Source organism: Vallitalea sediminicola, assembly GCF_054408565.1.
In genome coordinates this window covers 92,687-107,291 of sequence record NZ_BTPT01000025.1, presented here as the reverse complement: position 1 = coordinate 107,291, position 14,605 = coordinate 92,687, and the positions used below count along the sequence as shown (strand labels likewise).

Sequence of the window (14,605 nt, the reverse complement as noted above, 5' to 3'; positions counted from 1 at the left end):
TCTACGCAATATCATCTTTTATGTTTATAACTGTTCTATTAAGACCATAAAAAATACTATTTTCATATTTATCTATTCTAATAGTTGATGGAACAGATACTTCATTATCTATATTAAGTACTTTACTATCATTACTTATAACAACAGTTAAATCATCACTTTTATTATTTATGAATATTTTTAATGTATTGTTTCTAGCTAATTGATTAATACTTACGTCTATTATACTAAGGATGTAATTAGTTAAGTTCGTAGATAAGTTTTCTTTAAGGATATATTTTTTTATAATTTTTTTGGTATCTTTATTATAGTTGGTACTATTCGTTTCAACAGATAAACTCAATTCAGATGGAGCATCTGTAAAAAAAATAGATTTACTAGCTTTCTTATTTTTATAATGATTAGCTATTGCTATCCACATAATAAAAGTTAAAATCTCTGCAAAAACAAAACCAAACCAGATACCATTAAGTTTAAATAAAAGTCCGAATATTAATACACCAATAAAAAGAGAAACTAAATTTCTAGATAAAACAATTATTGCTGCAAATTTTTCTTTACCAGTGGACTGGTAATAATAACTCATAATTACATTAATAGTCATCAATACAATCCCTAAAGCATAAATACGAATTGCATATATAGAACTTGTGATAATGCTACTATCTTCTATACCAAACAATGAGATTAAAGCTTGTGGAAAAAGCTCCAAAAGGGCAATAACAATAAAACTAAATATAATACCAGTTTTCAGACCTTTCTTAATAATAATCTCGATATCAGAACTATTTTGTTCTCCATAACTGAAACTGACTAAAGGCTGTATAGTCTGACTTATACCTTCAAAAAGTGTCAAAGAAAGCAATGAGATATTATAAATAACAGTGTATGTAGCCATTCCTATAGTTCCCGATAATGTGAAAATAACATTATTAAGTACAAATAAAGCTATTGATTGATATATAAATGTTGTAGATGTACCAATACCAGTTTTAAATATTTTAATCAAATCTTTAACAGATAAGTAGAACTTTAATTTTAGTGTATTACTAGCAGTCCAGAAATGTGTGGACATAATTATAATACTAACTACTTGAGATAGCACAAGGGCAAGCGAAGCTCCTGCAACTCCCATTTCTAGAGGTCCTACAAATAATAGATCTAATATTATATTTAGTGCTATAGAAGTAAGCATTCCTGCCATTGCAAGCTTAGGCTTACCATCCATTCTTATAAAAAATGCAAAAATAACATTAATCAAAAACACTATTATACCTGCAATTATTATGACTCCATATGCCTTAGTATAATTGAACACCTCTCCTCTTGAACCTAACGCATACATAATATCATCAATAAAAAATAATCCAAGAGAAGTCATTATAAATCCAATAAAAATAACAGAGGATATTACAAGACTAAAAATCTTGCATGAAGATTCCTTATTGCCACTACCTAAATATTGTCCCATCAGTGTAGTTCCTCCAACAGCAAAAATAGCTGCTATTGTGTTAATGATGGTGAAAAGGGGAGCATTAAAAGTCATAGCGACAAGAGCATTTTCTCCTATCATATTACCCAAAATTATAGTATCAGCAAAGGAACCTACTGATGAAACTAAATTAGTCAACATCGTAGGTATCAGTAGCTTGTAATATGCCTTAGAAATTAGTACATCATTTTTCATTAATATTTCTCCTATCAACAACTAATCTTATTTTTCCACCATGCTCGCTTAAAATAAAATCTTTCTTAATGCAATATTTCACAAATATAGTGCCTATCTTTGACTTAATAACATCATCAATCTCATAGTAATTTTCTCTTAAAATACTAATTATATTAGTTATATCCAGACTATTATTAACACATATTGTCATCTTAGGTATACCATCAATACACTCTAGAATTATTTGAAGTTCTCCAGTATAGCTTGACTCTTTATATAAGATATCTTTAATTTTTCTGGCATTAATATAACTAGTAGCAAACCTAAATATATCACCATATCTTCCTAGTAATTCAAATTTTGGGGTTAATCTACCACATTTACAAGGTTCAGTAATTAATCTAGCTAAATCTCCAATCTCATATCTATATATATTAAGGGATTCATCTGATGAACTAATTATGACTCTTCCTATTTCTCCATTCTCAGCAGGCTCATCACAATCCATTTTTATAATCTCAAGATACTTGGAATCAGAATTCAAATGATGTTCATTATTATTACAAAACTCACAAGAATACCCGATAGTACCTAATTCGTTGCAACCGTAAACTAATGATTTAATTAGCTTGATACCGAATTTTTCTTTTAAAAGTTTAACTTGCTGTGGATAGAAATGTTCACCTGCATAAAAGATCTTCTTGATATTATTGTATTTAATTAATCTCTCACCCTGTTCGTCAAACAACCTCATTAAATAGGTAGGCATACCAACAAGAACATCTACATTATTATTAATGATTTCATCAACTACTGAATCTAAATCATCTATAGCAGTCATTGGTAACTGTGTAACTCCTAAATATTTTAATGATTCATATATACTTATAAATCCACCATATAGATAACCTGAGTAGAATAAATTCATGCATATATCTTTCTTAGGATCTAATCCAGCTACAAACATAGCATTTCCACCAGTTATATATGTAGTTTCTGCATCTTCATATTTATGAGGAGCATAGATAGATTTACCTGAGCTACCACCACTCTTTAACAATATATACCCTGGTTGTCCTTGGTAATCTGGATGAGAAAAATCTTCTTTATTCAAAATAGGTGTACCCTCGCAGAAAGGTCTGCTATCTTGCGATGTAATCTCGGAGAAACTCATCATTGCTTTTGGTAATACATTAGATTCAATGCTTACTCTCTTAACATATTGTGAAAGAGCATATACTCCATCATGAGGCTCACCAATATAACCATCAAGCATAGAACCTGGGTTTTTAATGCGGGTAACACCAGCTTTTAATAGTTTATTAGTTAATGTAACTATATCCTCCCGATCACAAGACAAGGCTACTGATTGCATGTATGAACGATATGGTCTTAAAGTTTTAACAATATCTTCTCTACCTAAAGGTTTAACAATAACTGTTCTATATAAAGGTGAAGCTGTAAGGTTATTATCAAAATCCACAAAAATCCTAAAATCATTATCTGGAGAAACAAATACTTTCTTATCACCCATAATCTCACTCATTTTTTCAAGTACCGTTACAGATGTGATTTCCGCAATATTTATATCTGAAATATCGCTAATAATGTATTGGGGTGATACAATTTCAAGAGCATTATATAATTTCTCTGCATAAGATATAAGTTCTTGTCTATCATTAGTATCAAAATAGACTACTTGTGGAGAAGAACACGCTTGTTGATCATTGATGCATATATCAACACATAAATCTTCTAATGCCTTTTTAGTTGCTCCATCCTTAGTAAAATATGCCATACTAATACGATGACCCCATTCAATAATTTTAGTACTACTAGATGCCATTGACTTAACACCATCTATAGCCTTATCAGATCCCCATACAGCAATTCCATCACAGAAAGAAAATACAGTTTTAAGAGATTCCTTTTCTTTAGATGATAATGGTAAAACATAATAATAAGGACTTAGCTCATGCTCTATTTCACATATAATTTCTACTAGCTTCATAACTATTGTCCCTGTATTATTAGCAGGTTTTATAATATTGATGTTACCTGTTATAAGTCCTTCAACAGAACTAAAAAAAGGTAATAGGGCATCATTAGAGCTTGTCACATGACCTAATACTCCAAGTGGCTGCCATCTTTCAAAAACATTTTCATTAGAGCTTATCCTTTTGGTTATACCAAATTTATTTCCTAATTCTCTTGAAATTTTAAGGTTAATAGATTCCTTATTCAAGATAGAATAAGCTTCTTTTTTAGTTAATACAGCTTGTTCTTCACTAAGTCCATATTCCAGAAGCTCTGGCATCAATAGCTGGCTATCGGTAACTAACATTGATCCTAGCTTATCTAAAGCATCAATAATTGTTGAGTACTTCACATTACATCTATCTAAATCTTCTATAAGATAATTATCTACTTTGCTTAAAACATCTGCTATATTACAGTTTCTTTCTAATTTACCTCTTATAATAAAGTCCATTATTTCACTCCTATCTTTTTAATAATTCACTAGCAGTAATGGCACAGCTTTTTGCAACACTAGTACCAGCTCTACCCAAAATTTCCATATAAGGTGTATTAATACCACAACCACAATCTTCTGCTGGATGCATTACAGCCCTATCTCCCATTAGAACAGAAATAGCCGGAACACTTAGTAAATGTGGGGTGATGAAATTAGCAAATCCTACTTCACCAAAGGGAAGTGGTTCTAGAGTTTTGAAGTCACGAATAAACATTCTACTATAAATAGGAATATGAAAATGATGATTTTTACATTCAAAATATGGAACAGAATGTTCAGTTGAACCATAACCATCTCTACAATTTTCTTGTGGTACACCAAGCATTTTTTCACACAAATTATATAATTCATATTTTCCTATCTGCTTATCAGCATATCCTTTCCAGCCGCCACCAAGCATCATTATTGATCTAGTATTAAGCTTAAGAGGTCTCATGTTAAGATCTTGCATTTGTTTAAGTGTAAAATATAAGAACGATGGGAAACCGAATATTCTAACAGGAAGCCCCTGTTTTTCATACTCATATAGCTTGTTAATAACTCCAAAAACGTCAAAATCATGTCCATGTCCGTTATACTTAAGGGCAAAGAATTTATCATTAACAGGCGCATACTGCATAAGTCCCTCATCAGTTTTCGCAGTTCCTAACTTACTCCCCTTAGTTGGCTCATATGTATAAAGAATATAATTTGTTTTTTCATTAGATAAAAACCCATAATATTTAATCATATTTCTAATCATAGACTGTCCAAAATCCCAGCTAGGTTTATCAAAGAACATCTGACTCTTTTGTCCTGCTGTTCCCGAACTTGTTACATGAACAAAAATTTTATCTTTATCAACTGACAGAGATTCATAAGTTTTGAAGAAATTTGCTGGAATACACGGAATTTTTATTAAATCTTCTTCAGTTTTAATATCAGAAGGTTTGAAATTGTTTTCGTCTAATAATTTTTTAAAAAATTTGTTGTTTTGTTCATGATGTTCTAAAACCTCTATTATTGCGTTAATAAAGGTTTTACTTGTTCCATTTTGATCATATACTTTTTCATAAAATTCTAACCTTTCTCTATTAATCATAATATCCTCCATATAAAGTTGTTTTGTATACAATAATATTTTCAATTAATTTACATTCATACATAAAATATAATAGTATAAATAATTAAAAATATATGAATATAATACTACATTATAGAATAAAAAGCTATTAATTATCGTTATAAATTATACGAAACACAATATATCGACATTTATTTTATAGAAAGGGGCTAGATAATTAATTTATTAAAGTTTTTAATGCATTTTAATTAATTTATTATAGCAAAATAATATATTAAGAATTAATAATTATATCACTTTATATTTTAGGTTAATAACACAAAAAAATTAAGCGAGTAATCTATCTCATAGTTATACTATGGCAAATGATTTTAAGAGAAGACAACAGATTTTTGTATAAATTTAATTTTTTTTACATAATTACTGGAATTATAATCCATAAATCATGTATAATAAGAATATAAAGTATTATATAATTATTTTATATGCGAGTGAGTTGTTTATTAAACTTCTCGATAAATTAGAATTTGGAGGTTAATCATGAAAAAATGGTATGATGAGGAGTACAAATTTGAAATTGAGGTAACTGGATTTCTTCGCAGTGACCATACAGAACGGTACTGCCGAAACGGTGAGGAAGTGGGAGATAAGTATACCTGCACCTATGGCTGTCCCACAAATAAGGATGGACAGGGTATCTGTTCCAAGGTTATGATGATTATGTTCCCAATCATGGAATCAGTAAGAAGTGGCGGAGATTTAGAGAATATTGGTGGCAATGGTAAATATAGCAAGAACATCGTATGTCCAGATGGCTGCGTCATATTCAAGGTAACGGCAATGAAACTTGGCAATGAGAATTTTTTTAAGGGGAAGTTTTTTGATTAGTTTTGTCTTTAGTTCTTATTCAAACTCAACTTGAATAGGATATATTTGGGACCACGTAATATGGGTAGCTAACTCTTTCTTTAATGGTGCCATTTTAGCAATCTGCGTATCCTTTACAAAAGCTGTTAGATACTCTCTTGTTTTATCCAAATCTAATCCTATAAATTTCTGCACATAATCAAGTCCTGCTTCATAATAGAGATTTGCTCTAATATACTTGACTCCTGGTAATCTCATAAGATCTGCCATTTTTACGAGCTTTGTTACACAATCTACTGAAACTCCAACTTCTTCTGCCAGTTTCTTTCTATCTTCTTTTGTTTTTCCTATCAGAAGAATCTGATCTGTTTTTTTATAACCTTTATTCAAAAACTTATCAATCTCTTCCTTACTTAAACTCTCTATTTTTTTTATGGGAAATGGTTTGTATTGATTAAATGCTAGTAATTTTGTTAAAGATTGCAGATAAGTGAATGGAATGCTAGTCTTTTGGCATAATTCTTCCATTTTGTTAAGATTGATTTGAATGTCAAATAATTGATGGGTATATTTATAGCCTAATTCATCAAGTTTATTACAGTAATTTACTGCGTTTTCTATTAAATGATAATAACTTTGTGGTATCGTAAGTTCTGTCAATACTATAGGCATCTCTTTGATTGAAAAATTATTAATAATCATAAGTTTGTCGCTTAATAAATCAAGCTGTAATCCCTTCATTTTACCACCTTATTAATAAAATCAATTTCGTACTTCTGTTCACCGTATTTATTTTCGTGGTCAATAATGGTACCTTCTGTGAGGGTTATACGCAGAACAATTGAGTTTGGATTGTCCTCGTCGCCAACCTCATCGAACCAGTCGAAGATTTTTTTGAACTCTGCTCTGATTTTCGCATTCTTCTCGTCCTTGACCCAACCGAGATTTTCAGCCCTGCCCTGGAAAGCATACCAATCCAACCCGCCGACGGAAACTTCGTTATTCTTCTCAATTTGCAAGGTTTTATTTTTTTCTGCGTCCGTGGAAACATAAAATACACCATCTTCATAATAAGCGCAAACCATACGTACAGCAGGACGGGGATTACCGGCAACGTTCGCAGATAATGATATTGTCGCAAGGGCAATAATTACTTCTTTACCGTTTCCGCAACGCTCTTCCATTAGTTTGATTGCATCGTCGTATTTGCTCATCTTTAAAATCCTCCAATATTATTATTTTTCCTTTATCCTAAATTCCATGTCATATTAAATTCGTCATCTTAGCGGTTAACCTACGAGAATTTAGGAACGCTCTTCTATATTGTATCATTTTCATCACACTCTTTCCATAAAATAAGCAAATATTTTTTATGAATTCTCAATATTTCGTATAGTAAACAGACCTCTTAAAATATACTGAAGTCAATACAATATTCTAATTGACCAGAAAAAGTTTATGGCGGTGAAACCTTTCCTGATTCAAAGATTTTCTAATAACTATTGATTTTATTCTTCAAGTAGGTTATTTAAATAATTGTTTATATCAGAATATCTAATATTTAGTTTATAATATCTATTTTTAAACTTGCAATATGCTATCTCTTCGTCTTCTAAGAACCCTAGTATAGATTTATTATCATCTGAATAATACAGTATCATATAAAATGATGGTGCCAATTCTAAACGCCAGTTTCTAACAGTTTTCCATTCTTCAATATTTAAGCAATTAATTATATCTTTTATTACACTTTCATCTCCAACAGTAAATGATTCTGGTCCGTATTCTATAGTTATTTCTTGAATTTCATCACTTTTTAATATTTGTACATCGTTTATTATATTATGGAAATATAAAAATGCTAGTATAATTATTAATAACAAGACTCCTACATAAATATGTTTAATTTTCATCATCCACCTCACCTAACCTATAAATTTGTCTTATTAACCCATTCTTTGACACTTATTTTGTAGTCTATTTGTCATCCAAGTTACTTTTCACATATAATTCCGCTTAATAATTGCCTCCATTTAGTACTATCTTTACCTCCAAATTTGAGCCAAAAGTTATGATAACTTACTATACTTTATGACACTTAGAAAATCTAGCCCCCCCGTAAACCCTAGCTTTCCTCACCAATTTTTTTTCATTAGGTATGGTGTTTGCTGATCTACATACTTAGAATGTAGATCTTTTAATAACTCTCTCGCCTTGGTTTTCCTATTCCTAAATATGTACAGAATTCTTCTAAATTTAACAATATTTTGTCTGTCTCCTTTATCTTCCTCTTCTTCTCCAGCCCCTTCATTCAAATCACAGTCACAGTTACGATTTATTATAAAGATTAATACAATAAATAGTCCTGCTGCGATAGCATGATTACTAAAAATTTTATATGATGTTTACTCATGTTCTGATTTAATCTTATTTAGTCTATTTGCTTTCCCTTCTGAAAATATATTATTTTAGGCTCGCTATACCTATTTTGGTTGACATAAAATTTAATAAAAATGCCGTATTCATAGTGAAGATTATTTTCAGTGCTTGTATAAGCCTTTAATTTTTCAAAGTCATAGTTTTCATTTACTCTACTCGAAGACTTTTTTATCTCAATTGCAATGAGATTCTTATCGTTTCTTCCTCTTTTATGTACAATAATATCTGGTATGACACTTTTTTCTATAAGAATATCTGCATCCTCTATTATATCTTCATTACGGTTAATACTTCTGTGATACTCTCTCCATATACCTTCAAGTATCATTATTTTTTTGCTACCACTTACTTGTTCAATATCTTTATTATATTCACAATCTACATTAAACTCTTTTCCAAATGTATTCTCTAGGTATAGTGCTAATCTATGAGCGATACTTCTTTCACTGACATCATTTTTAAGAAGGTAATTATCATTTACCCTAAGAGTATCCAGTGCAATTTTTATACGTCTTTCTATTTGGTATTTTTTCATGATTTACTCCAATCTGTTGGAAATTATCTCTTATAATTACATGATCTTAATCTTAGAACAAAATTTCAACAATTACCTATTATCAACAAATATCCATCTTCCCAACTCATCCTTACATCCTGTTAATACTATTTTTTCTTTGACAAGTAACTCTATTACATTCTCAATATACACTTTTACCTCTGGATAAAAACTATAAATGATTTCTTTTTCGGTATCACTTAATTCATACCAATCATTTGAAGAAAATTTGCTTGGTGGTACAATACATGCTAGACCATAAGTTATACCTAGCTCATCTAAGAAAGTATATCCTTTGCAATACATATAATAAAATTCTTGGTATATATGAGCTAACTGATCAAAGTTCAAATTTTTATCTAAGCATTTTTCTAGCAATCTTATTAAGTTAATTGATTCATAAACTCCATAATCTACATATTGGTCAATAATTCTAAGTAGATTTCCTCTCGCATATTTATCTATATAGTCATCATAATATACGTATGTCATTATATTATCGTTATAGTAAATCCAATCTTCAAATTTATAAATACTGTTATTATTATAAATAAGATCGTATATCCATTGCTGAAGTTCATTTAGTTCTAATCTCATGTTAGTTATCTCCGTTAAATTTGAATTTTCGTTGTACAATATAGAATAAATGGTTTATAGTAATTTTTTTCTACTTCAACTAGTTAAATTGCTTATGCAATTTTTCATAATCTATTATATTCTCATTCTCACATATCCTAATAAGTTCATCCCTTACTTCCATTAAGGCAAAACCTAATAAATTTTGTCCCTTCCATAACACAGGATTATTTGCATTATCATGGTCTGCGGATAGACCTATCCCCCATATCTTATCATATGGACTTGCTTCTACAAGAATCTTATCCTTTGTTTCCATTAAGAATTGTTTTAGATTTCCATCTTGTAGAAACTTTGCTAGGTTACCATTTAATATAATACTTGGACTGTATTTTTCCCATTTGGTATTATCAAAACCCCTTACTTGTCTTCCAAGTTCTTTTATTTGCTTAGGATTTTTGTTGTTTAATATCTTATCTAATATTTCATGGTCATTAAATAATCTAGCCTTTTCTGCCATCATATATTGCTCCATACAACAATATGTATCTGTTTCAATCGTAAATGAACTTTTCCACCATTGGCTCATGCAACTCTTTATAATTTTTCCATCTGTAGAAGGCTGATGCCCCCAGAAAAAGATATATTTAAGCTTTTTACCTTTTCTAAAATCTTTCTGTATTCGCTGAAGAGTATATTTTAATTTACAATCCTTATCCCATAAAAGTATGTTGTTATCATAAACATCTTCATGTGTATCATTGTACCAACCAAGCCATCCCTTTGGTTCTGGAAACATATTTTCATACTTATTTTGTTCAATATCACTTAAGCTTGTATACCACTGATAAAAGTTATAAGCATAATCTTCACCATATCCCATACGCCATCCTATACTGTATCTGCTTATATGTGGATACATAAACCATAGTGGTGGCATTGGGTTATTTAAGCTATATATTTGTTTCATTGTCTTGCTCTCCTTTTCTCAACTAAAAGAGGACATATTGCTTTAACTTTGTCTATCTAATTATCAATTTTTCCTCCATTATATATCCTCATTGATTCTTAATCTAACTCAATTACAACAATTCCCTTATGAAATTTTAATAAACTAATAGATATTTCTACTCATTTCTATCACTCGCACATCTATAACCATATATTAGAAATGCCCCATCTTGTTCATGATAAAATATATTTAATTTATGTAATAATGCAATGAAATCTTTCGTTTCATCAATTATCTGATCCTCTACATATTTACCAATTTTCTTAGTATATCTCGGTCTAACTTTTACCCATTCAATAGCATGATATGGTCTCATTGTCTCTTCACTCCAGTCACCCCAATACCATACATCACTATTAAATATCTATTATGCATTTCATTAATCTAACTGAACATAATATAAATATTAGATAACACATCTTATCAGCTATAATCAATTGTATAATAGAACAAGACAATATCCAATAAATATTATTATAATAGAACTGACTTGTTTACGCAATTCATCCTTAATCATTATGACGACTTATTAATTCTAGTATTATTTTTTACATATCTCTAATATAAACTTATTGATTATTTTTTGTTGACAGGCTAGTATTGATATATTTGATATATTGAATTTACTATTCACTAAAATTCCTATAGATTAATTGCCATATCTCATGTATCTCATTTTTGATGGGCTGAATATCAATATTAGATAGTTTCCCTTGATGTGCCAAGATCAGGACTTGATTTAAGTTCGTTCCTATCTTTGATAGTTGATGGGTATGCTCCTTTAAGCCCTCATAAATAGTAAAGGCTTGGAGGGATACATATTGGCTCATATTTTGCTTGTAAATTGTGATTGGTAATAGTACCACCTAATTTCAATTTGTAGGAATAATCCTTATGTGTCAATTGACACACAATGATATCAGCATAGAGCAAATATCATAACTTATTATTACTACATGAAACAGCGAACTTACATCACTCTATAAAGTTCTTGATTTTTTCAATAAGGTATTCAGACAATTCAAGTGGGATTATATGAGCAGCTTCTACAGTTTCCTCATGATAATTTTTTATGTTTTCTCTAAAAACTTTACTTGACTCAAAAACATCCTCATAATCCTGATTCCCTATCATGTGATATATTTCATTTTCGAGTTTTGACAGCTGCACATTCACAGGTGGATCAATAAATTTAGGCATCTTATAATTGACTGACTTAGTCAGATTATGTTCTGTTATACTCATAAATAAGTCAATTTTATCTTTTGAAATTTTCTCAAAGCTTCTATTCTCACCTATCAACCACATTTTTGTCCATTCTTCAGATGCCCTTTTGATATCACCACTATATAAAGCATTTTGAAACTTTTCCATTCTATGAAATTTTCTTTCATCTTCCTTTACTCCAAATAAACCTGTTGAAATCAAAAATAATTTATCCACTTTATCAGGATATTGAATCGCAAATTCTAATGCTGTGTACCCACCTGCCGAGAGTCCTAAAAGATTAACTTTCTCAAACTTCATTTCCTCAACCAACATGTGTAAATCTTCATATAAGCTATAGTCTGAATCATTTTGTTCAGTTCTCCCTGAGAATCTAAAATCAAATTGTATAACTTGGTAATGAGTTGACAAATCGTTTGCTAGTAAGTTCCATATTCTTAAATCCAAAAATGCTGGATTCAATAGAATAATTGGCTTTCCTTCTCCCGTTATTGTATAATGTAATTTCAATCCTTCTTTTTCTATAAATTTAGCTATACTTTTTTTCATAACAAATCTCCTTTGACTATTTCGGGCTATTTTATTAACATATTCATTCTACCAATAGAAAAAGGACATCTAGTATGTCCTAATTATAAATTTTATTCATTTTTTTCATCTTATTTCTTACATGTTCCTTTAGAATTTCTGGTTCAATAACTTTTACATCATCTCCAAATGAAAGAATCATAGAGATTAACCACGAATCTATCTTTAAGTATGTCACTACAGTTACATTTTCTTCTGTAATCTCAGTAACTTCATCAACATTAAAAATATCAACTACTCGATAATAAGCTTCTTTATTAAATCTGAGCACTTTCTTTACACCATCTCTCCTTGTAGATTCAACCCTTTGAAGAGATTTATAATCTCTCAAATCAAAATGTCGGTTAGTAATTTCCATAGTTGAAATTCTGTTCACTTTAAATGTTCTTATATCTTTTTTTTGCAGACAATATGAAAACATATACCATCTACCATGTCGCAGAACTAACTCATACGGTTCAATCTCTCTTGAAAGGCACTCCCCATTACTATTGTAATACTCAATACTCAATATTCGAGATTGTCCAATTGCATCTGAAATTAGATTAATTTTTTCTTGAAGTTTTTCATCCTTATTCCATGGGGTAATGTCCACTTTCACTTTCGCATATTCAGAGTTAGCAACAGTGATTAGTGCCGATTCAAGCTTCTCCCACAGACTTTCTAATGACTTATTACTATATACACTACTTAAACTATCTAGCATAGATTTAAGCAGATTAACTTCTTGCGTAGACAACAATTTAGTATCAAATTTATATGAATCAAGTATTCCATAACCTCCCTTTATACCCTTCTTCGAAAAAACAGGAACACCTGCCATATTTAGGGTTTCTATATCCCTTTGAATTGTTTTAATCGACACTTCGTGCTTCTCTGCTAAATATTTAGCTGTTACTAACTCTTTATTTAGCATTATATTTATAATCGATAACAATCTATAAATCTTCATAAACTCTCCTTTCAATGTGAAAATATCTCCATCAAATATCATTGTTGAGTACTTAGAGATCCACTTTCTAAGTAGATATGAACGATATTTTCTTATATATTATTAAAAAACGAGAGCAGCTGATAATTACCAGAAGTTCTCGTTTTCACTTTTAATTTTACTTAAAATCCATTATAAGTCCTGTAAAACCTAGCTTTCCTCACCAATTTCTTCCATTTGGTATGGTGTTTGCTGATATACATAATAATTCAACCAGTTTGAATATATAAGATGAGCATGTGCTCTCCAAGATACCATAGGATATTGATTTTCATCATCATATGGGAAATAATTCTTAGGCAACCTAACATCTACCCCTTTTTCCTTATCTCTAAAATACTCTTGTTTTAGAGTTAATGGATCATATTCTGAATGTCCTGTAACAAATACTTGTTTTTTATCCTTGGACATTACAATATATACCCCTGATTCATTAGATTCAGATAAAAGTTCTAGATTAGAATTATTAATGATATCTTCTCTTCTAACTTCTGTATATCTTGAGTGAGGAACAAAAAAATCATCATTGAACCCTCGTAACAATTTATAATTGGGCTTTAGTACATTATGTTTAAATATACCAAACATTTTATTAGTAAGCAGATGTTTGTTGACACCATAATGATAATAAAGACCTGCTTGTGCTCCCCAACATATGTGAAAAGTTGATGTTACATTAGTTTTGGTCCATTCCATTATCTCTTTCAATTCACTCCAATATCCTACTTGTTCAAAGTCCATATGTTCAACTGGTGCACCAGTTATTATCATACCATCAAATTTTCTATGTTTTATCTCCTTGAAGATTGTATAAAAACTTAGTAAATGCTGATGTGATGTGTTTTTTGACTTATAGGACTCAGGATGCAATAGAGTAATCTCAACCTGTAAAGGTGTATTACTGAGCAAACGTAAAAGCTGAGTCTCCGTAGCTTGTTTTAATGGCATTAAATTAAGTATAGCAATCTGTAAAGGACGTATATCTTGACGCATCGCTCTATCTTCATCCATCACAAATATATTCTCTTGCCTCAGTACTTGTTTTGCTGGTAAATTATTATCAACTTTAATTGGCATTTTC

General features: G+C 30.0%; 15 protein-coding genes. 1 reads left to right on the top strand and 14 read right to left on the bottom strand.

All coding sequences use genetic code 11. The annotated features are described in order from the left end of the window. Position 1: 1 nt before the first annotated feature. The 3 genes from ACX6CF_RS11200 to ACX6CF_RS11190 are packed head-to-tail and all read right to left on the bottom strand — an operon-like array spanning position 2 to position 5,286. Positions 2 to 1,687: an MATE family efflux transporter gene (locus tag ACX6CF_RS11200; protein WP_458785412.1), complete on the bottom strand. Its 1,686-nt coding sequence runs from the start codon at positions 1,685 to 1,687 to the stop codon at positions 2 to 4. Beyond that, on the bottom strand, positions 1,677 to 4,160 hold the full coding sequence (locus ACX6CF_RS11195) for an aldehyde dehydrogenase family protein (protein ID WP_458785411.1): 2,484 nt from the start codon (positions 4,158 to 4,160) through the stop codon (positions 1,677 to 1,679). The genes ACX6CF_RS11200 and ACX6CF_RS11195 overlap by 11 nt, the downstream gene beginning before the upstream one ends. A 10-nt stretch (positions 4,161 to 4,170) precedes the next feature. Further along, a complete protein-coding gene (locus ACX6CF_RS11190) occupies positions 4,171 to 5,286 on the bottom strand; it encodes a LuxE/PaaK family acyltransferase (protein WP_458785410.1) in 1,116 nt (371 codons plus the stop codon). A gap of 522 nt (positions 5,287 to 5,808) precedes the next feature. Between ACX6CF_RS11190 and ACX6CF_RS11185 the strand changes: the two genes are divergently transcribed. Further along, positions 5,809 to 6,156 (top strand): TIGR04076 family protein, encoded by a 348-nt coding sequence (locus tag ACX6CF_RS11185; RefSeq protein WP_458785409.1) that lies wholly within the window; start codon positions 5,809 to 5,811, stop codon positions 6,154 to 6,156. A 15-nt stretch (positions 6,157 to 6,171) separates the two neighbouring features. Here the strand turns inward: ACX6CF_RS11185 and ACX6CF_RS11180 are convergent, their stop codons facing one another. The 11 genes from ACX6CF_RS11180 to metA form a co-directional block, all read right to left on the bottom strand. After that, positions 6,172 to 6,876: a DUF4332 domain-containing protein gene (locus ACX6CF_RS11180; protein WP_458785408.1), complete on the bottom strand. Its 705-nt coding sequence runs from the start codon at positions 6,874 to 6,876 to the stop codon at positions 6,172 to 6,174. After that, positions 6,873 to 7,349: a pyridoxamine 5'-phosphate oxidase family protein gene (locus ACX6CF_RS11175; protein ID WP_458785407.1), complete on the bottom strand. Its 477-nt coding sequence runs from the start codon at positions 7,347 to 7,349 to the stop codon at positions 6,873 to 6,875. The genes ACX6CF_RS11180 and ACX6CF_RS11175 overlap by 4 nt, the downstream gene beginning before the upstream one ends. Before the next feature lie 294 nt (positions 7,350 to 7,643). Continuing rightward, a complete protein-coding gene (locus ACX6CF_RS11170) occupies positions 7,644 to 8,051 on the bottom strand; it encodes a hypothetical protein (RefSeq protein WP_458785406.1) in 408 nt (135 codons plus the stop codon). A gap of 515 nt (positions 8,052 to 8,566) precedes the next feature. Further along, entirely contained in the window at positions 8,567 to 9,109 is a 543-nt protein-coding gene (locus tag ACX6CF_RS11165; protein ID WP_458785405.1) for a hypothetical protein, read from the bottom strand. Between the two features lie 72 nt (positions 9,110 to 9,181). Then, a complete protein-coding gene (locus ACX6CF_RS11160) occupies positions 9,182 to 9,727 on the bottom strand; it encodes a hypothetical protein (protein ID WP_458785404.1) in 546 nt (181 codons plus the stop codon). Positions 9,728 to 9,806: 79 nt separating this feature from the next. Continuing rightward, positions 9,807 to 10,676, bottom strand: a complete 870-nt coding sequence (locus ACX6CF_RS11155) for an NADAR family protein (RefSeq protein WP_458785403.1) — start codon at positions 10,674 to 10,676, stop codon at positions 9,807 to 9,809. A 157-nt stretch (positions 10,677 to 10,833) separates the two neighbouring features. After that, positions 10,834 to 11,082, bottom strand: coding sequence for a DUF6678 family protein (locus tag ACX6CF_RS11150; RefSeq protein ID WP_458785451.1), 249 nt, complete (start codon positions 11,080 to 11,082; stop codon positions 10,834 to 10,836). A 262-nt stretch (positions 11,083 to 11,344) separates the two neighbouring features. Beyond that, positions 11,345 to 11,548 carry a plasmid mobilization relaxosome protein MobC gene (mobC, locus tag ACX6CF_RS11145; protein ID WP_458785402.1) on the bottom strand — a complete coding sequence of 68 codons (204 nt, stop codon included), beginning with the start codon at positions 11,546 to 11,548 and terminating at the stop codon, positions 11,345 to 11,347. A gap of 145 nt (positions 11,549 to 11,693) precedes the next feature. Continuing rightward, a complete protein-coding gene (locus ACX6CF_RS11140) occupies positions 11,694 to 12,494 on the bottom strand; it encodes an alpha/beta fold hydrolase (protein ID WP_458785401.1) in 801 nt (266 codons plus the stop codon). A 79-nt stretch (positions 12,495 to 12,573) separates the two neighbouring features. Further along, a complete protein-coding gene (locus ACX6CF_RS11135; protein WP_458785400.1) occupies positions 12,574 to 13,485 on the bottom strand; it encodes a helix-turn-helix transcriptional regulator in 912 nt (303 codons plus the stop codon). 189 nt (positions 13,486 to 13,674) lie between these two features. Beyond that, positions 13,675 to 14,601, bottom strand: coding sequence for a homoserine O-acetyltransferase MetA (gene metA, locus ACX6CF_RS11130; protein WP_458785399.1), 927 nt, complete (start codon positions 14,599 to 14,601; stop codon positions 13,675 to 13,677). Positions 14,602 to 14,605 lie beyond the last annotated feature (4 nt).

What these genes read in the sequence shown, in the direction of transcription:
- ACX6CF_RS11135 (WP_458785400.1), bottom strand. Translation starts at nt 13,485, where the DNA reads ATGAAGATTTATAGATTGTTATCGATTATAAATATAATGCTAAATAAA.
- mobC (WP_458785402.1), bottom strand. Translation starts at nt 11,548, where the DNA reads ATGAGCCAATATGTATCCCTCCAAGCCTTTACTATTTATGAGGGCTTA.
- ACX6CF_RS11195 (WP_458785411.1), bottom strand. Translation starts at nt 4,160, where the DNA reads ATGGACTTTATTATAAGAGGTAAATTAGAAAGAAACTGTAATATAGCA.
- ACX6CF_RS11180 (WP_458785408.1), bottom strand. Translation starts at nt 6,876, where the DNA reads ATGAAGGGATTACAGCTTGATTTATTAAGCGACAAACTTATGATTATT.
- ACX6CF_RS11190 (WP_458785410.1), bottom strand. Translation starts at nt 5,286, where the DNA reads ATGATTAATAGAGAAAGGTTAGAATTTTATGAAAAAGTATATGATCAA.
- metA (WP_458785399.1), bottom strand. Translation starts at nt 14,601, where the DNA reads ATGCCAATTAAAGTTGATAATAATTTACCAGCAAAACAAGTACTGAGG.
- ACX6CF_RS11175 (WP_458785407.1), bottom strand. Translation starts at nt 7,349, where the DNA reads ATGAGCAAATACGACGATGCAATCAAACTAATGGAAGAGCGTTGCGGA.
- ACX6CF_RS11155 (WP_458785403.1), bottom strand. Translation starts at nt 10,676, where the DNA reads ATGAAACAAATATATAGCTTAAATAACCCAATGCCACCACTATGGTTT.
- ACX6CF_RS11140 (WP_458785401.1), bottom strand. Translation starts at nt 12,494, where the DNA reads ATGAAAAAAAGTATAGCTAAATTTATAGAAAAAGAAGGATTGAAATTA.
- ACX6CF_RS11185 (WP_458785409.1), top strand. Translation starts at nt 5,809, where the DNA reads ATGAAAAAATGGTATGATGAGGAGTACAAATTTGAAATTGAGGTAACT.
- ACX6CF_RS11160 (WP_458785404.1), bottom strand. Translation starts at nt 9,727, where the DNA reads ATGAGATTAGAACTAAATGAACTTCAGCAATGGATATACGATCTTATT.
- ACX6CF_RS11165 (WP_458785405.1), bottom strand. Translation starts at nt 9,109, where the DNA reads ATGAAAAAATACCAAATAGAAAGACGTATAAAAATTGCACTGGATACT.
- ACX6CF_RS11170 (WP_458785406.1), bottom strand. Translation starts at nt 8,051, where the DNA reads ATGATGAAAATTAAACATATTTATGTAGGAGTCTTGTTATTAATAATT.
- ACX6CF_RS11200 (WP_458785412.1), bottom strand. Translation starts at nt 1,687, where the DNA reads ATGAAAAATGATGTACTAATTTCTAAGGCATATTACAAGCTACTGATA.